12 protein-coding genes and 4 tRNA genes are annotated in these 19,426 nt (G+C 27.9%); 9 read left to right on the top strand and 7 right to left on the bottom strand.

Translation table 4 applies throughout. The features are described 5' to 3' along the window. Window positions 1–185: 185 nt before the first annotated feature. The 3 genes from AC0B4K_RS00555 (at window position 186) to AC0B4K_RS00545 (ending at window position 1,805) form a co-directional block, all read left to right on the top strand. Window positions 186–1,370 (top strand): IS30 family transposase, encoded by a 1,185-nt coding sequence (locus AC0B4K_RS00555; protein ID WP_465103376.1) that lies wholly within the window; start codon window positions 186–188, stop codon window positions 1,368–1,370. Between the two features lie 265 nt (window positions 1,371–1,635). After that, window positions 1,636–1,721, top strand: a tRNA-Leu gene (locus tag AC0B4K_RS00550). Between the two features lie 8 nt (window positions 1,722–1,729). Beyond that, window positions 1,730–1,805, top strand: a tRNA-Lys gene (locus AC0B4K_RS00545). 103 nt (window positions 1,806–1,908) lie between these two features. On the opposite strand, the gene AC0B4K_RS00540 is transcribed toward AC0B4K_RS00545, so the two are convergent. From AC0B4K_RS00540 to rplM, 5 genes are all read right to left on the bottom strand, one after another. Further along, entirely contained in the window at window positions 1,909–2,640 is a 732-nt protein-coding gene (locus AC0B4K_RS00540; RefSeq protein ID WP_465103375.1) for a glycerophosphodiester phosphodiesterase family protein, read from the bottom strand. Further along, on the bottom strand, window positions 2,633–4,093 hold the full coding sequence (locus AC0B4K_RS00535) for an MFS transporter (RefSeq protein WP_465103185.1): 1,461 nt from the start codon (window positions 4,091–4,093) through the stop codon (window positions 2,633–2,635). The genes AC0B4K_RS00540 and AC0B4K_RS00535 overlap by 8 nt, the downstream gene beginning before the upstream one ends. Window positions 4,094–4,786: 693 nt before the next feature. After that, window positions 4,787–4,863, bottom strand: a tRNA-Ile gene (locus tag AC0B4K_RS00530). Between the two features lie 57 nt (window positions 4,864–4,920). Continuing rightward, window positions 4,921–5,316, bottom strand: a complete 396-nt coding sequence (gene rpsI / locus AC0B4K_RS00525; RefSeq protein WP_465103374.1) for a 30S ribosomal protein S9 — start codon at window positions 5,314–5,316, stop codon at window positions 4,921–4,923. 2 nt (window positions 5,317–5,318) lie between these two features. Then, window positions 5,319–5,753 (bottom strand): 50S ribosomal protein L13, encoded by a 435-nt coding sequence (rplM, locus tag AC0B4K_RS00520; protein WP_465103373.1) that lies wholly within the window; start codon window positions 5,751–5,753, stop codon window positions 5,319–5,321. 231 nt (window positions 5,754–5,984) lie between these two features. Between rplM and AC0B4K_RS00515 the strand changes: the two genes are divergently transcribed. Continuing rightward, window positions 5,985–6,060, top strand: a tRNA-Thr gene (locus AC0B4K_RS00515). A 60-nt stretch (window positions 6,061–6,120) separates the two neighbouring features. Here AC0B4K_RS00515 and AC0B4K_RS00510 read toward each other — a convergent pair. Together AC0B4K_RS00510 and AC0B4K_RS00505 are read right to left on the bottom strand one after the other, a co-directional pair. Next, window positions 6,121–6,432, bottom strand: coding sequence for a thioredoxin family protein (locus AC0B4K_RS00510; RefSeq protein ID WP_465103372.1), 312 nt, complete (start codon window positions 6,430–6,432; stop codon window positions 6,121–6,123). Between the two features lie 204 nt (window positions 6,433–6,636). Beyond that, window positions 6,637–8,013: a M17 family metallopeptidase gene (locus AC0B4K_RS00505; RefSeq protein WP_465103371.1), complete on the bottom strand. Its 1,377-nt coding sequence runs from the start codon at window positions 8,011–8,013 to the stop codon at window positions 6,637–6,639. Between the two features lie 67 nt (window positions 8,014–8,080). Between AC0B4K_RS00505 and AC0B4K_RS00500 the strand changes: the two genes are divergently transcribed. The 5 genes from AC0B4K_RS00500 to AC0B4K_RS00480 all read left to right on the top strand — a co-directional run bounded on the left by AC0B4K_RS00500 (window position 8,081) and on the right by AC0B4K_RS00480 (window position 19,415). After that, a complete protein-coding gene (locus AC0B4K_RS00500) occupies window positions 8,081–11,500 on the top strand; it encodes a DUF1410 domain-containing protein (protein ID WP_465103370.1) in 3,420 nt (1,139 codons plus the stop codon). Between the two features lie 75 nt (window positions 11,501–11,575). Continuing rightward, a complete protein-coding gene (locus tag AC0B4K_RS00495; protein WP_465103369.1) occupies window positions 11,576–15,550 on the top strand; it encodes an MGA_1079 family surface serine endopeptidase in 3,975 nt (1,324 codons plus the stop codon). 68 nt (window positions 15,551–15,618) lie between these two features. After that, complete coding sequence (locus AC0B4K_RS00490; RefSeq protein WP_465103368.1) at window positions 15,619–16,419, top strand: hypothetical protein; 801 nt, start codon at window positions 15,619–15,621, stop codon at window positions 16,417–16,419. A gap of 175 nt (window positions 16,420–16,594) precedes the next feature. After that, window positions 16,595–18,661 (top strand): S8 family serine peptidase, encoded by a 2,067-nt coding sequence (locus AC0B4K_RS00485; RefSeq protein ID WP_465103367.1) that lies wholly within the window; start codon window positions 16,595–16,597, stop codon window positions 18,659–18,661. Further along, window positions 18,651–19,415, top strand: a complete 765-nt coding sequence (locus AC0B4K_RS00480; protein ID WP_465103366.1) for a hypothetical protein — start codon at window positions 18,651–18,653, stop codon at window positions 19,413–19,415. The genes AC0B4K_RS00485 and AC0B4K_RS00480 overlap by 11 nt, the downstream gene beginning before the upstream one ends. Window positions 19,416–19,426 lie beyond the last annotated feature (11 nt).

Here is a 19,426-nt window from a genome sequence, read left to right as displayed (position 1 = left end):
ACTATACGAGTTATTTTATGTACTAATATAATTTTATAATATTTTTAAAAAATTGGTTCAAAAAAGTTATTAAATGGAAATGTCACATGCAAGTTTTTTTGCATGTGACATTGTTTTTGTCTGCCTTGTAATAAAATAGTTGTATTAATAAATGTTAAAAAAATGAAAGGAGACTTTAAAATTATATGAAAAATTTAGAAAAATATATTTGTGTTTTTGACAAATATCGAAAAGAAAATAAATATCAACATTTTAAAATTGAAGAGAATTACAACACTATCTTGAAAATGCAAGGAGTTCTTGGGACACAACGAAAATTACGATCAGATCAAATTGATCTAGAGCAGCTTTATAATATTTTACAAGAACTTTCTGAAGGCTTCTCGATCCAAGAAGTAGCCAAGATTTTTGATAGAGACATTCGAAGTATAAAAAGCAAAATCGAAATTATTACAAATCGCAGACCACTTAGTTTAGATAAACAAAATCGCTATGTTTGTCCTAAGTGTTCAAAAAGAGTAATGCGGGTTAAAACCCTTAATTTTAGTAAACTATACGAACATTTATTAGGTTATTCATTTTCGCGACTCTTTTTTGTAAGTGATGCAATTAAAGAGAAATGAAAGGCCTACAGAAAATATTGGTATAGTGAACTTAATACATACAATAAAAATAGAAATAAAAAGAATTTGCAGCAAAAAGAAGTTAAGAAATCAGTTACCTACCTTGTGAATTCTTTTAAAAAATTATCCCCTAATGAATTTGCTCCTTCACCTAGTACAATTTATAAAATAATTAAAAAATACCCTTATTTCCTTGACTTTGACCATATTGTTAAAAAATCTGAAGGCAAATATGGCATAAGGAAGAAGAAACAAACCAAACCTAAAACATTAAAATATGCTACAGAAATTTCGAAACGTCCAGCTTATATTAATGATCGCTCTGAACATGGTCATTTTGAATTAGACACCGTTATTGGTAAAATCAATGATACATATTGTATTGTGACCATAATTGAACGGCAAACCAGAATGTCTTATGCTATGCTCTCAAAACGCAACTCCAAAGCTATCAAACAAACTCTTCTCAAACTAATCAAGAAACATAACTTAGACATTAAAACTTTAACAGTTGATAATGGTAGTGAAAATGTCTTATTGCACCAGGTTATTCCAACTGAAAGATTATTTAAATGCCAACCATATAGTTCATGACAAAAAGGTTCAATAGAAAATATGCACCGCTTAATTAGGTATTACATTCCCAAAGGAAAAAGCTTAGATAAATACTCTCAGAAAGAAATTGATTATATGATGGAAAAAATAAATAACTATCGGCAAGTTGTACAGCAATATAAGATAACCTAAAATTTTTTTAATCCCCCGCCTTTGATTGCAATCAAAGGGGCCTTACTTTTGGCAAAAGTAAGCAAAACCGACGAGAAAACACTGCCGTGTTTTCTGTTTTCGCATACATTTTTTATGTAAAATTTATGTTAAAATTAAAGGACAATTATTTTGTTAATATCTCGCAAGTGACTTTTCCAAAAAACAGGTTCAAAAAAGTTAAAAAAAGTATTTTGTTTTTTTATTTTATGTTATAATATTAGAGCAATTAAGCAAGAAGTTAATTGCCCAGGTGGCGGAATGGTAGACGCAAGGGACTTAAAATCCCTCGGTCGCAAGACCGTGCTGGTTCAAGTCCAGTCCTGGGCACCAAATGATGTGCGTCCTTAGCTCAGCAGGTAGAGCAAATGGCTTTTAACCATTGGGTCAGAGGTTCGAATCCTCTAGGACGTACCATTTCAGAAATGACCTATAACACCTATTAAGGTGTTATTTTTTGTATTATTAATTTTTTATTATAAAATATTGAAAAAGATAGTCTTAAGACTATCTTTTTTTGTTATCTAGTTTTATCAAATTTGTAATTGCTAATTTGAGCATACACCATATCGTCTTTGCGATATTCAGAATATTTTAAGTCACTTTTTATAGTTCAAAGTAATAATGGTAAGCCAATTTCTTTGTAACGTGCTTTGTCTTTATCGTATAAAACTGTTCATGGGTGAAGAAATTGACACACTTCCTTGATTTCTTTTAACTCAATCTTTTTCAATTGTGATTCAGTTCAGAATAAAAATCCTAGTAAAAATCTCTCATTTAATAGTCTCATGTTACGTAAGGTTTGGAAATTAAATGATGAGAAGATAATTTTTTCAAAGAATTTATCACCATATTTTTCAGCTAATTTACTAATCTTAGACTCAATTCCATAATATGGTTTTTGGTCAGTTTTAATCTCAATATTAATTAGTTTATATCGATCTAAATATTTGTCTAAAAATTCTTCTAAAGTTAGGATAGTTTGTTTTCTAGTTTTCACTTTAAAGAATTCACTATGGTCATCTTTTCTAAGTTCATCTAATGTGCTATGTTCAATTTCTCTATCAACTAAAGCGGTGCGTTTAGTATTTTCATCATGAATAATAACTAATTTTTTGTCTTTAGTTAAATGAACATCAATTTCTACTCCATCAAAGTCATATTGATAAGCCATTTCAAAAGCTAAATCAGTATTTTCTGGTGCGATTGCTGAATATCCGCGGTGTGCTAAAAGTAATTGTTTTTTAGGCATTTTCAAGAGTTCTCCATCTGTGGTTTGTTTTACCTAGTTTTTTAAGTTCTTTAACATTTGATATGTATACAGCTAAACCAGCTAATACCCCTAGTAATGCAATAGATAAACAAATCACTAAAATAATTTGATAACCAACAACTGATGTGTTAGTTAAACCTGCTGGTGTATAGGCTTTCCCTACAGCACCAGTTATTTCATATAATCATGCATCAATTGAGAAACCAATAAATGATAATACACCTACACTTGAAGCATATGAATTTTTTTCAATTTCAATTTCACCAATTTGAGCATATCTTAAAGTTACCATTGCTCATGATAAAACACCAGCAAAGATAAATAAGGCAGATGTTAAAACGATAATAAATATATCAGTTGATGTTTTTGTATATGTAGCCGCAGTTAAACCTTTAAGATCTGGGGCTCCATATCCTGTAAGAATAATTGCGCCAACAACTATAATTCCAATTCCTGTTGCAATTAATAAGAATAAGATGTATGATCTAAATTTATCAGCTCAACGACCAATAAAGGTTGATACAATACTTCTAAGTCCGTATGTTCTAATTCCTCCTAGCACTGCTGCTAAAATAGCTGGCGCTAAGAATGCGTTGTTTAAAAGTTGTACTAAGTAGTACGCAAAGACACTTTGGAATGTATACATTCCCATTAAGAATACAGATAAAGCTCAAAGTTTTCAGTTTTTCATTGCTTTGAAAACTTGAATAATGCTTTTCTTTACTCTTGCTCATGACATTTTTTCAGTGTTTTTTTCCATTGGTAATTCAGGTACCATGAATAACACTAAGAATGAGGTAAGGATTAAAAATCCTGCGATACAGAATGCATAAACTGCGAAAGGAAGTTGTGCATTATCTGTATCAACAACCTTAGGTGATCAAACATTGGTAATTAATAGTCCGAGTAAGAATACTAAAAATAACCCGATTACTCCATTTGCTGTACCTTGAATCCCATAAGCTAAACCTTGGTTTTCTTTAGTTGTTTGTTGTGAAACAAGTTTTCAAAGTGGTGTCCAGAAGACTAAAGTAGATGAAACCCCTCATAGCCCTCAAATAGTTGCATATTGTCCAAATAATGAATCTGGAGATTGTGATTTAGCATTTAAAATGGTAATTCCAAATCAAACTGTGATTGCCCCAGTTGAAAAAACAGCGGATCAAAGTAATCATCTGGAACTAAATTTATTAGCTAAAAATCCTCCTGGTAGTTGAGTTGCTAACGTAACTCAACCAATAATAGCAGTTAGTCTCGCTACCTGATCTTCCCTTATATTTAAATAAGTATGTAAGTTAGGAATAATATTTTTAATATAGTAAGGGGCTGCAATAACAAATACATCAGCAGCCGCCAAAATAATTAAAGCTATAATTTGTTTGTACGTTAATCCTTGCAGTGATTTTTTAAATTTTTCTAAATAACCATTCATATTTATACCTTTCTATTTAAATATTTATTTAATTTAAAGTTTATGTGTAAACAAATTGCTATTTTATAAATTTTTAGTATTATACTTGGTCTAATAGTATTTAAATTAATATGGGAATATTTTGAATTAGTTATATCACCATTGCATATAGTATAAACTTCTATAAAGGGTGCAAAAATGAAAATACTAAATTAATTTTAAGGTCTTGGCTCTAATAATTAGCTTTGTTCAAGACACCTTTATATTATTTGTATTTTCATTATAATAAACTTTAAATTTAGAGTTATGAATCTTTGTAAAAGCAATAATATTTTAACTTATATTCGAAAATAAATAAAATAAGCACATAAATAATAGTTAAAACATAATTCTATTGTTAGATTCATAACTATCTTTTTTGTAAATTTTTAAAACTTACATATAAATTATATTAAAAAAAAAAAAAACTTATATCTTTGTTTGATATGTCAAGCTCTGAAAGCATATAAATACAGTATTTAAAGTGGTTTTATTTCTCTAACTTTTAAACCTCATAAGTACTAAAAAGCATGCGTTTAATCCTAAAACTTTATAAATTTCTTGTTTTTTATTTTGTGTAAAAAATAATCCACAAATATTTTCTTAAAAAAAATAAAAATAAAAATAAATGAAAAAAACGAGTTATGCAAACTCGTTTTGGGTCAAATTATGAAATGGTGCGAACGAATGGACTTGAACCATCGACCTCACGATTATCAGTCGTGTGCTCTAACCAGCTGAGCTACGCTCGCATTAGTAAGACTATTATACCATATTTTTGAATAATAGTCAAATATTTATTATTAAAATTAACGTTTTGAAAATTGTCTTGCGCGACGGGCTGCTCGTAAACCAGGTTTTTTACGTTCTTTAGCACGAGCATCTCTAGTAAGCATACCAGCAGCTTTTAAAACTGGGCGGTAATCAGCACTAGCTTCTAACAAAGCACGAGCAATACCTAATCTAATAGCACCAGCTTGCCCGCTTAAACCACCACCTTTTACTTTAACTGAAACATCGAATTGACCTGTTGTTTCTGTTAGTACAAATGGTTGATTAGCATCTTTTAAGTAAATATCTGAAGTTAAGTATTCACGAGCGCCTCTAGAGTTAACAATGAATTTTCCTGCACCCTTTGTTAACTTAACACGGGCTACTGAAGATTTTCTTCTACCTAAGGCTTTAAATTCTAAATTTGCTGACATAATTATTTAACCTCTAATCTTTCTGGTTGTTGTGCTTCATGCTTGTGATCTGGTCCTGGATAAATAAATAAATTACGACGCTGTTTGTTCCCAAGTTTAGTGTGTGGTATCATACCATGCACAGCTTTCTCAATTAAAGCAGCAGGTCTTTTTACTCTTAATTTTGCAGCCACAATGCTTTTAAGTCCACCAGGATAGCCTGAGTGTGAGTAGTAAACTTTATTTTCTTCTTTTTTACCAGTTAAAACTACTTTTGCGGCATTTATTATGATAACATTATCACCCATATCTGAATTTGGAGTAAAAGTTGGTTTGTGTTTTCCTCTAAGTACTGAAGCAACAAAAGCTGATAGACGTCCTACAACTTGTCCTTCTGCATCAATTACATACCATTTTTTATCTGCTTTTTGTGAATTAACTATTGTTGTTTGTCTCATTCTTCCTCCACGTTAATTTGTAAACTTATAATATTATAGTTGTATGATTTTTTAAATTTGCCTAGTTATTATATCATAAACATTAAAATATTAAAATTTTTATTTTGTTAAATTATTTACATTAAGTTTATGTATAAAAATCAAATCAAATATTTAATTATTATAATATATAAATACAAAAATTAAAAAAATATTTGCATTTTAATTTTATTTGTTATAATTAACTCATATGCCGTCATAGCTCAGCAGGTAGAGCACATCCATGGTAAGGATGGGGTCGCTGGTTCAAGTCCAGTTGTCGGCACCAACATTTTTTTAAAAAATACAAAAACCAAGTTTTTAGTCTTGGTTTTTGTATTTTTTAAGATTAAGATTTTAAAAAGTTGTCTAATTCAGCGCTTAGTTGTGCAACATTACGGTATCCTAAAAGGCTACCTACTTTGGTTCCATTTGAATATAATTCTGTATATGGAATTGATGCAACATTGTGAGCGATTGCCATTTCTTTGTTTTCTTCAATATTAACTCTAACAACATCAATATTGAATTTTTTTGTAAATTCTTCTAGGGTGTTTTTAAACATTTTGCAAGGACCGCATCATAAAGCGTGGAAAACAAGTAGTTTTTTCCCGTCTTTAATTAATTCTTGGGCTTGTTGGCTATTTACTTCGTGTAACATTTTTCTCCTTTGTGATATTTTTAGTAAATTTATTATTATTAATTATATACTAAAAATAAAAAAGGAGCAATTAATTATTAAAAATAAATATAAAAAACCTTTTTTACTAAAGAGGTTTGATCTTAATTAATTCTTAAATATAATATAATAAATTAATATGAAAATATTCAGAGCAATTTGCTCTGAATATTTTAAATACAAAAATTATTTTTTGTTTAATGCAAGTTGGGTTAATGTTTTAACCATAACACCAGTAGGACGTCCGCCTTGTTCAGCAGTACCAGCAACATCTAAGTGAATATATTCAACACCTTCTGTAAATTCTTTTAAGAACATAGCTGCTGAAGAGCTTCCACCACCTGCTCCACTTAAATCAGTATTTTTAAGGTCTGCAACTGGGGTATTTTTAATTTCCTTAGCAAAGGCTTCATCAAGAGGCATTCTTCAAACTAGTTCTTTTTGTGTATCAGCCGCTTCTTTTAGTTCATTTCATGCTTTATCACTAGTTGCTCAAACTCCGGTATATGTGCTTCCAAGCGCAACCAAAATAGCACCAGTTAAAGTAGCCACATCCACAATTTGAGTAGCTTTTAAATTTCTAACAGCATAAGTAATACCATCAGCCATTACTAAACGACCTTCAGCATCAGTGTTGTTAATTTCAACTGTTTTGCCATTCATACTTGTTCAAACTGTATCTGGCAATGATGCATCCCCGTTAACTCTGTTGTCTGTAATACACATAACTGCAGCAACATTTGTTTTTGGTTTTAGTTGAGCAATTGCCTTCATTGCACTAGCAACAAATACTGAACCTGACATATCAAATTTCATACCAATCATTGAACGACCAGGTTTTAATGAATACCCACCAGAGTCAAATGTAATACCCTTTCCTACATAAACTGTTTTGTCGGTTGAATCAGGATTCCCATTATACTCAATAACTACAACACGTGGTTCATACATACTTCCTTTATTAACTGAAAGTAATAATCCCATTTTTAAATCTTCAATTTGTTGTTTATCTAAAACTCTGATGCTTAAATTATCATATTGTTTAAGATCTTCATAAACAACTTCGGCTAATTTTTCAGAATTTAAAATATTTGGTGGTGTGATTTGTAAATTACGTGCAAAATTTACAGATTCAGATAAAATAACTGCTTTATTTAATGTTTCTTTATATAAAGATTTATCGTCTTTTGAATAAAAACTCATTGGGAATACTTCTGGTTTTTTTTCTGTTTTAGCATTATAAATATCAGCATGCACATAGTTATATGCTTGAACAAATGCTGAAACTACTTCTGGCAAGGCAACATTTCCTTTAACAAATGAATCTAGGCAAATTTGGTAGGCTCTTGCTTGGGTTGTAAAAAATCCTTTTGCAAAGCTTTGAACTGAATTATAGGTGTAATCTTTTAATTCTCCTAAATATGCAAAAGATTCATTATTTGAAAAGTAGTCAGTAACTACATTTGCTTTTTTAATTAAATTTTCAGGTAATTCATTATCTTTAAAAATAGCTTTTAATAATAAATCACCATTTTTTGTATTATCAATTTTCTTAATAAACATAATTCCTTTCTAACATAATTTATACTCATTATATTTTACATTAATCCTAATCTGTTAAAATATAAATATGAAAAAAAATAAGTTTATTATATTACCAATTTTATTAAGTTCAATTGTGTCAGGTAGTTTAGGTTTTATTGCATGTACACAAGCACCAAACCCCCAACCTGAACCTAATCCTAAACCTGACTATCAATTGACTTCATTTAACAATACGAATAAAACCCAAACATCTTTAGAATTTTCAATTCAAATTTCTAATCTAAGCCAAACTGATCAACTAAAAATTACACTTAATAATAATGACTATGATTTTTTAGTTTCCAATTTAACTAAATTATCAGGGGAAAACCAATTCCAAATCACAATTAATAATTTAAGCACTGATACAGAATATAATGTTAAAGAAATAAAAGTTAATAACAATAAAGTTTTGGTTATAAACCAAAACTTTAGAACACTTAAAGCAGAAAATAGCAATATTATAAAAACCCCAGAAAATCCAATTCCTCCAATAATTACAGATCCTAATAAAGATAAAGATAATTCAAAACCTCAAGATCCAAGTGATTCAGATAAAAAGAATGATGATAAAGTAAATCAACCACAAGATCCTAAAGATACTAATGGTGATACAAAAACAAATGATCCAAAAGAATCTTCATCACTATCAACAATAATTGATAGAATAACTAAAACATCTGCATCTGTAATAGTTACTTTTGATCAAGTTCAACCAACTAGTATATATAAATTAGTAGTTACCGATTCAAGCAATCAAGAAAAACAATATTCATCTTTAAGTATTGATGGCAACTTAATTACTTTTAAACTTGATAATTTAACACCAGGTTTAAATTATCAAGTTAAAAAAATGACAGTAAATTTACCAACAGCTTCTGAATATAATATTAACCAAAGTTTTAAAACAAAAAATGAAGAATCATTTGAAGTTAAAAATATTGAACTAAAAGAAGTATTAGATTCAGAGGCGAAAATACGGGTTAATTTTACAACAAGCATTTTAGAAGATGAAAATAATCAAAACTATGATTTGACATTTATTAATTTATATGGTGATATTGAAAAAACAAATCTATCTTCCACAAATAAACTAATTACTGATGAATCAGGAAATTACATTGAATTTTTATTATCTAATTTACAATTTAGTTCATTTTATCAACTAAAAAACTTATATATTAATAATAAAAATTATGAACTAAATAATTCACAAAAAGCAGGAGATAAATGAAAAAATGAAAGTGCATTAACCTTTGAAACATCACCATATAGCAAACCAATTACTTATGAATCAATTGGTCTAACTTTTACTAGTGAACAAACAGCAAGTGGAACTTCTGATAAGGCATATCTTTCTTTAGAAGGCCTTAATAATCAATTTGAAATAAATGAAGAATATGTTGTTCAATTTTCATTTAAAGATAAAGAATCACAAAAAGAATTTAGTGCTAATTTAAATATTAGTAAACAAAAATATCATGATTTTAAAAATTTTGAATTTACATTATTTGAAGTTTCCGATTGGAATGATTTTGAAGGCTTTACCTTCTTGCCCAAAAATAAAAATGTTGAACTTATTGGTATTGGAATAGACACAAAAAAATATTATGAAGAAAATACAGATGATGCTAACTCAAAACTTAGAATTCAAATTAAACCCGCAAATGGTAAGACATATGAATTTAGTACTAATTCAAGTTATGATAATTACGATCAAAGCGAACTTACATATGATAAAAATACAAAATTATTAAAAGTAACCTCAAATATTACAATGGTTCAAAGTAGCACCCAACCTACTAATGTCCAATTTGTTTTATCATCTGATTACGGTGCATCGTGAACCTTACCAGCAACTAAAGAAAATGATAAATGAAGTGCTAAAATAGATAATTTAGATTTTAACGGTAAAATTTTCTTATCAAAAGTTAAAGCTGATAATAAAGACATTAGGCCAAAAAGTTCAACTGGCGCTAACAAAGAAGTTACTAATAATCAAGATATAACTCAACAAAACCTTGCTATTTCTTCGATTTCAACAACAAATAATAATAAATCAACAGTAACAATTAACTTCTCACAAAATTTACCAAAACATTATTTAAGTAATGTTAAACCAATCTTTGTGTATTACGAAGAAGGCAATGAAAATAATGTATTTGAAGCACATATACAAAATGCTTCAAATAACCAAAATTCATTGAGCTTTGAAACTTATTTAAAACCAAACGTTAATTACAAGGTTAAATATTTATTTTATAATAATCAATATTTAAAAACTGAAACAACATTTAAACGTGAAAAATATACTTCGACAAATCAGTTAGATATTCAAAATCAATGAACTAATATAAAAACAACCCTTGAATTAAATCAAAAATGATGAGCATCAGCAGCAAAGAGAAAAATTGTTGATAAAGCTACATTATTGTCATTAGTGAAAGATATTAATATTAATTATGATGATGAAGTTAATTTTATCATTGACACTAGCTATAATTCATATGATGATGCTAAAGGAAACTTACAACTTAAAATTAAGATAAGTTATAAAGATTATCAAAGTGATTTTAAAACATTTACAGTAAGCAACTTATTTACAAAAAACGATTTTAACCCTAATAATTCTACAATTGATTTAAATAACTTAATCTGAATTTCTGAACAAGGTTTATCAAAATCAACTGGTGATTTTGATAAAACATTTGGTGCCGAATACGATGATAAAAACGATTTATCATATTCATTTGGTAATAAAACTAAGTGAATTGACCTGCAAGATCCTAAATTAAATGAATTTGTTGTAATAAGTGAAAGATTTAAAAACTATGATGATAGTAAATTCATGCTTTACTTTACAAAATTTACAGATGTTAAAGATGTTTATCAACCTCACAAAACTTCGCCTTATGCAATGTATGGAATGTTAAACTATCGTATTAATGCTTGATTTGATAGTTATAATAAGAATAATAAAAATGCAAAGCCAGAAATTAAATATGCATTATTTACAGAGCCAGCATTAATTACCGGATATAATAACTATAGTCAAAAAGAAGTTACTGATTATCTTACATATCTTGAAGCCCATTTAATTAAATACTCAAAAACCAATTGAGATGAATTTAATAAAACATATGGCTTTAATGATTCTTCTAAAGGCTTATCACCAGAGGATTTAAAAGAGAAAATTACATCCGGTGGATGAAACGAACTTTTAAAATATACAAACTTAGAAAGATTACTAACAAGATTGACATATTTTGTTAAAAATGCATATAATCCAGTTATTACCAATGAATTACATGCATTTAATATTATTAATGTTGAAACCGTTAAACTAGGCGATAATAATTATTTAAGAATTAACTTTAATATTAAGGCAATATTATCAAATGACAAAAACTTCGACAATGTTTTAAATGCTACAGCATTAACACTTGATTTTTTAATTAAAAATTAAACTAAACCTTGCTTATCTAGCAAGGTTTTTCTTTATTTATTGTAAAATAATTACAATAAATAAATGTGAGGTTTTATGAATAAAAAGAAACAGATAGTTTTAATGATCCCTTTAGTAACATTGCTACCAGTTATAGTAATGAGTTGTAATAGTGCTCAAAGACTTGAAAAAGAAGATAAAGAAAAAGATCCTAATTATCAAAAGATAATTAGTTTTTTCAATAATCAAAATAGAAAACAGTTAAATATATTACAAAATAATATTACACAAACAAAAGAACCTATTTCAGCTAATAAAGCCGATATTCTAATCAATTTTGCAACTGAGTATCTAAATATCTTAGATACAAATATTGAAAGTCTTTATTCAGATATTGATCTTAACAATGAAAACTTTAATTCAATTAAAACAAAACTCCAAAAATATGACAAGATTATTAATACAACCTCATTAAACTTAAATAATTTAACTCATGAATTACTAGAAGAAATTAAACAAACTCATTCTGATATTCAAGCATACAATGAATTAGTAATTGAGAAAAACAAAGAATTAGATAAGTTCGTAAACGAAGCAAAGAAACTTAATCTTAGTAATAAAGTTGTTAAAGACTTTTTAAATTCTGCAATTTATAAATTATTTAATTTAAATAAAGCAATTAAGAATCCTTTGGAGTTGATTAAAGAAATTGATAATAATATTACAAAACTAAATAAGTTGTTTACATTTGCATTTAGTTTAAATAACGAATCTTTAATTGCACAATTAAATAATGCAAAAATATTTCTTGAGGAAAACCTGTCGATAAATAATCTATCTTCTTATAATAAAGGATTGGAAAATAGCTTTACTTCAATAACTAATTACATTATTGAAAATAATCTAATAGCACATGATGTAAAGAACGCTAAAAATGGGTTATTTAAAACTGTTGAATCTTCAAATATTTCGCCTCTGGATAAACAATCATTAATATTTAAGATTCAAAATATTTATAACTTAGAGGGTATTTATCAATTCCAGGCAAAACTAAATCACCTTGAAACAAGCCAAGTTGTTGAACTAAGAAATTCTTTAATTCAAACAATAGAAGAAGCAAAGTTAACACAAAATAACAAAGATAATTTAAAAGATTTACTTAATACTTATAGTTTTAAATCATTAAATACCTTTAACGAAGAAATTACTAAATTCCTCCAAATATTTGCACAAGTTAATAATAAACTAACGAGCATTGAAACATATATTAAAAATAAATACCAAGGTTCACAAAAACTAGTTTTAGATTATTACAAAGAAAAAGCAAAATATAATAAATTATTTACAGGTGGCTTATTAGATAAAATCTCGCTAGTTTCAATGCAATCAAATATCGAATCTTTTGAAACTTTATTACAAACTTATCAAACTCTTGATACTAATCTAAAACAAAACAAGGAGCAAGATTCCAAAACACTACTAGACTACTTCAAAGATGATGCAGGTGAAAAACTAAAATTTGAATATGATGAATTAGGTAAAAAATATGACCTCGAAAAATATTCATATTCAGGATCATATACTTTTGAAAATACAAAGTTATTCTTTGATGTGCATGATAATGAATATATTGATTATCAAATAACAAACTTACAATTAGACCCAAGCAATTGAAATACTTTAAATGTAGAAGTTAAAGTAATATTGAAACCTAATCCAGGCATAAACTACACTTATAATTTCTCCAAAACATTCGCTAGAGATGTTACTCAATACATTGACAAAATTAACCTTTGGCACATTGATGAGAATTTTAATGTAAATTATGATAATTTAAAAGAATTAAAAGAAAGTGATTTTCTAAGCTTAAGTTTTGAAAATAAACTTTCATACTTTAAACATAAATCAAGAAAAATTTCCAAATTCTTTACTTATCAATTTCTTGATGATTTTGAATATAAAAATGGACAATTATATGTAACGTTAAGAGTTTTATTTAATAACCAAATAATAAGAGAAATAAAACGGCCAACACTGCATAAAGTAGACTTTTGAAATAATCAAGGATCATACCAAAATTATCTTGATGAAATACATAAGACAAAGATCTTTGAAATCCTTGAAGGAACTTCAGCAACATTTTTCAATTCATTGCAATTCAAACCTGAAACCAAAACCACTCATGAAATGTACCTTGCATCTGATGCAATCAAAGCATTCAATGATTCATATATTTTGCCTAAATTTGGTAAATATGAATTATTTATTAAAGATGTTATTAATATTGATGATTGAAACGGAACAGCACAATTAATTCTCTGATACAAAAAATATGGAGTTGAAGCGCCAATTGATGATAATCAAGATATTTATAAAAATCCTATTAAAATTAACAATTTCAAATTACTTAACTTCTTTGACTTAAAGCCTAAAGGTGAAATCTTTACTGCAGAAGACTTTAAAGATGCAATAATGCCAGATCAAAATATTATTAATTTAATTAACTCAGTTAATGAATCGAACTTTACCCTAAGGCTTACTTCATCAACTAAAGTAGAACCTGATTTTAGACTTATCAATGTTCAAGATTTAATTGACCAAAAAGCATTTATTAACATGGAATATTTAATGTTGATTAATAATACAGGAACAGATAATAAAGGTGTAAATCACGATGATAAAGCATATGTTCCATTAGATAACAAATATTATGATAAAAATATAGAGGTTAATGCAACAAATATAAGCACATTACGAGGAGATTATTTCCCTGTTTGATATGATGTAAAACGTGTTGGTAAGCGTGGTATGTCATTTAAACTTGGATGAATTAAGAAAACTGATCAATCAATTAGATACACCAACGAGCAAGAATATACCTTAATTAATTTAGTTAACGATTACCAACAACACCACTACCCAGAAATCATGGTTAACAATATTAAATTAAGTGATTTAGATATTAATTATGAAGTCTTAAAAACTAAAACAGCAGATGAATGAGCAAGAGATTTAAATGGCCTTGAACAAGTAATTAAATTGAAAGTTAATGAAAATAATGAAATTCAATACAAAAACTTCTCTTTACCAGCTTCAATATTTAAAATAAATTCTATAAAACGTATTTCTGGTGACCAAGCATACATTAGCTTTAAGGTCCAAGATAAAAGCAATAAATGAATTCAAGGTAATACGTGATACAAAATAAAAGGATTTGCTTTAAGTCAAACAAATAATTTATACGAAAGTTTTACATGAAGAAATTCAAATTTAAGAACAATTCAAGATTCGCTAAGTTCGATTACCCGTGATCGTGTAATTGAACCAATGTGAGATGTTTTATTATGAGATATTAATACTCGTACTAATATTGCATCATGAACCTTTAAACGTAAGTATCTTGAGCAAACCTTACTTAAACCAAATGCTAGAAATAGAAATATTAAATTTAATATACATGCTAATTCTTTAATTAATGATGATCAAAGAAATCAGCGGATTCGTAATACAGAAAATGCTATTGCCATTAACATTAATTTAGATGAATTAATTGCTTCTAAAACTCTTAAATATCTTAAAGAATCTAAAACTAATACAGAAGATACCTTTAAGTATATAGTAAGTCTAACCTGAAATGAAACAACTGGTATTGAATTCAAAATATATATGGAAGATAACTCATATAAAATCATTGTTGATGAACCTGAATCTCAAATTAGCTTCCAAGAAACTTTTGAAAAACATCGGGCATTTTTAATATTACCTGCTGCTGTAAGCGCAACAATACAATATACAAATGATGAAGAATTAGAAGATTTTAAAGTTAACCAAAACCGCTTTGATTATAATAACATGGAATATAATCAATTCAACCAACCTATTACCATTTTCTCAGATTGAGAATATTTAGCTAACCGTGATGTCTATCAACCAAACCAAAATGTATCCTTCAAATTACATGAAGGATACAAAATGGATGCGGAATACATGCGCCTTGAAGAATGACGTAACTGAGATGTTGTTGAAAATGCATATTTAAGAACAATAGTAGATACAGGGGGGGTAATTTAGGTACTGGCGGCTTTTTATCCAAAACAAATAATGATCCAAATAATGCTATATTTTACTATTTGACAAACATGCATATTGCAAAACAAGAAGCAAGTAATTGAAATGATGTTATTGATGACTCATTCCTGCATAAACATGCAGGAAACACATATTACCTTCCTTTTCAATTAATTGGAAGTGACTTAGAAAGACAAAAACATTATTCTATAACTCACAAATATCCAAATGTTAGTGTTAAACCTTTATGACTTTCCTCGAATCAAGTATCTAAAGATGGTAGTAAAGAAGGAAATAATGATATGCTTATCTCAGTAATGGATTTAAATGAAAAAATGAGTGAAGCACTAAGTAATGGGCATATGGACCTAGCTTTAAGAACAAATAAACTTATGAGTCAATCTAATATTGGTCTAGATGTTCCTTCTAAATTTAGAATTCCTTCAGTTCCAATGATTTGGGAGGCTACAACACTAGGTTTTCCTACTAAGAAAACTGCTGGTTCTATTATTCGAAGACCATTATGAATTGATGATAACCGCTATGCTACAGGCTGGCGTAACTACTATTCACATATCTTTACAGGTGGAGGTGCATCAGGAAGTCCTGTATGAATTATAAATAATGGAAAACTTAACTATTTTGGTATTCATACAGCTGGTACTGGTGGATATATGGGAGGCGGTCAATTTGCAGTATTTTATAGTTATGACACTCGTGAATATAATTTTTTTGGTGTTAATTATGAAAATAAGAATCCTCTTTCTTTGAAAAACTATAGATCTTTATCATCCCAAATTCTCAAAGCTCATTTATATGATCCTGGTAATTATGATCTAGCTTGATTTTTAAAACAAGTAAACCAAAATTAAGTTTTAAATACAATAATCAGGAACAATTTTTCAAATATGATATAATTATTATGTGCAAAATTAACAAACCATAGTTCTTTGAAAATAGATATTCAAAACATTCAAATATTATGGTGGTTATTTTTGCACTTTTTATATATTTATACAAAAATACAAAAGAAAAAGGAGTTCATATATGAACAAGAAAAAATTTAAAAATATTATATTTACATTAGGATGGGTCGCTATAGGTCTTGGAACCTGAGTTTCTTTGAATAATTTTGGTTTTATCCAAAAAGTTAATGCATGATATGATAAATTTTCAGGGAAAAAATTCGAAATTAGGGAGCAAAAAGCCTTTCTTATCCAAAGCGACAATGCAGAAAATGAGGAAGTATTTCTTAACAATGATTTTGAACTTAAATTATTGTTAAACCCAGGAAATGGTGTTACGGACGAAAAAGAAATTAAAGTATTTAATAATAATTTTGTAAAAAAAGTTGAAAGTAATCAATTAAAATATAAATCATTTGTAATAAGTGAAATGATACCTATTGTATGATTTTATTTTGATAATGAAAATGATAGAGAAAAATTTGTTGGTTTTATAAGGAATTGGCAAGAAATTCATAAATTTATTCTTTTTAAAAATGATAATATTTCAGATCTTGAATCAACAAATGGTAAAAATCCTTATTCAAATCCGTATGGAATATCTGATTATGTTCGAGGACTTGATGAATTTAGAAAAACCTTAGATAATAACAGACAGATCGTTAACATGCCTTTATTTAATTTTGAATACTATAACCACCCAGTAATAAATATTAATATTGGTGTTATAGAATCATGAGAAAATCCAATTGATAAAAGGTATCTTGAATATTTCAATAACAATATAAGAGTTAATGATTTTAGCTCAAAACCAAAAGACGAAAAGGAAAATAGTTCACATTCAACATTAGTTTCTATGGTAATAGGAGGAATGTACGGTGTCGACAAACATTCTAAAATATTTCTGGAAACATTTAAAAGCTATGATAGTTATTGGACTAAAACGATCGAAAAATTAGCAATATCAGGTGTTAAAATTATAAACCATAGTTATGGTCCTTGGCTAAAAAAAATAGACAAAAAAACCAAAAAAGAATACATAAATCCTCATTATTTTTACAATTATAATGAAGACTCTTACTTCCTTGATTATATATCACGAAGATATGGCATAATTAATGTTATTTCAGCTGGAAATGAAGGGGAAGACAATAGGCACTTAATTTCAAATGAAAAACTATCATTTAACTCAGTAGTTGTGGGAGAACTAAATACATGATCATCTAAATACGACATACCAAGTAATACTATTAGAGCTACATCTAATTATAAATTAAGAGAAGAATACAAAAATTTAGCTAAACCTTTAGTTGTTGCACCAGGGTTATTATATGATCCAGTATATAATATAAATAAATATACAGCAGGTACAAGTTTTGCCGCACCACTGATAACTGGACTTATATCTAATTTATTAAAATATAAAGAAAATATAAGGTATAGCGATGTAATTGTACCTATTGTTAAATCAGTTTTATCAGCTTCTGCAGTAACTCCAAAGGTCAAGGATTTAGAATACAAAAAAAGTGGTTATGCTGTCAAATATGGTGCTGGTACAGCAGATTTCCAAAAAATGTTAGAAGCCGCAAACAACCATAGAATTGTAAGAATTAAACCAACACAAGATACTGGTTATGTATTTTCAAGTAAAGAAATAAACCTAGAAAAAAATCAAATAATAAAAGTATCTAGTTCGTGAACTTTTAATGCTGGCGTTTTAGATTCAAATGAAAAAAGACCAGCATACACACCCGATACAAGTTGGTGAAATTCAATAGCAAATTTCTTCTCTCCAGCTAGAAGACAAGCACAAGAAGAAGAAAAGAAAAACATATTAGCCCAGGCAGCACTTTGAGATTTAACTCATAGGAATGAAAGACATATAACTAAAACTGAGATGTTAAGGATTCAAGACAACAGTTGATTTACAGATTATGATTTATATCTTGAAAGGAAGGATGAAAATGGTAAGTGAGTGCAAGTCCAACAAGTGACCTCTTCATTCAGCAATGATGAATTGTTAGAATATATAGCTCCTGAGTCCGGAACATTTAGATATAGAATTTATAAATATACTAAAAATTCATTCTCTAATTCAGTTCATGATTTAATTGCTGTTACGCACATTGTGAGAGATAATGAAAATTAAAAGATTTTTAACTTTGGTTGCGTGTTCTTTAATTCCGCTAGCACTATATTCATGTTCTGAAAATACAAAACCACAAGAGCCAGAAAGACCATTAACACCACAGGAAAAAAGGGAAGCCTTGGATGATAAAATTAGAGAAATAGGTTTTCATCTTGAAAGAGTTACAAAGGAGCACATAACATTTAAGTCCTTTATTCCGGAAAAATGAGATACTAAAACATTTAAAGAAGTAAGGGAAACCACCCAAGTCCAAAAAGTTTTTAATGAAAGTTTTTTCAAAGATTATAAAAATAAAAAAGGTTTAGATCTTATAGAAATTTCTACAAGACAAGATTTTGAAAATCTTATAATCAAAAGATTTAAGGAAATACATAATTATCCTGGAATCAACATAACAGACGAAGATATAAAAGAATCCTTTGAAAGTTTTTATCTAAAAAATCAAGATGTATACAAAGTTTTAGATACAAAAAATATTTATATTGATACTTCGCTTGATGGTTGGTGGGAAGTGGGAATAATATTTTTTATTGATGATAATACCATTACAATTAATTATGTAATGGATCCACACGGTCCACCTGCAAAGCCAGGGGTTTCTGATACATCTGTGAAGTGGGCCGTGTTTAGCCTTCCCAAAAATAAAGAAATAATAGAAAAGACCTTTTATCCAACAATAGAAAAATCCTTTGAACAAAATGCACAAGAGTATATCGATTGATACAATAATAAATTCAAAAAGTATTACAACTAATTTTTATATAA

The organism is Mycoplasma sp. 11548, from assembly GCF_055523555.1.
Note: the sequence above shows the minus strand (reverse complement) of the source record. Positions and strands in the feature narration are given on the sequence as shown.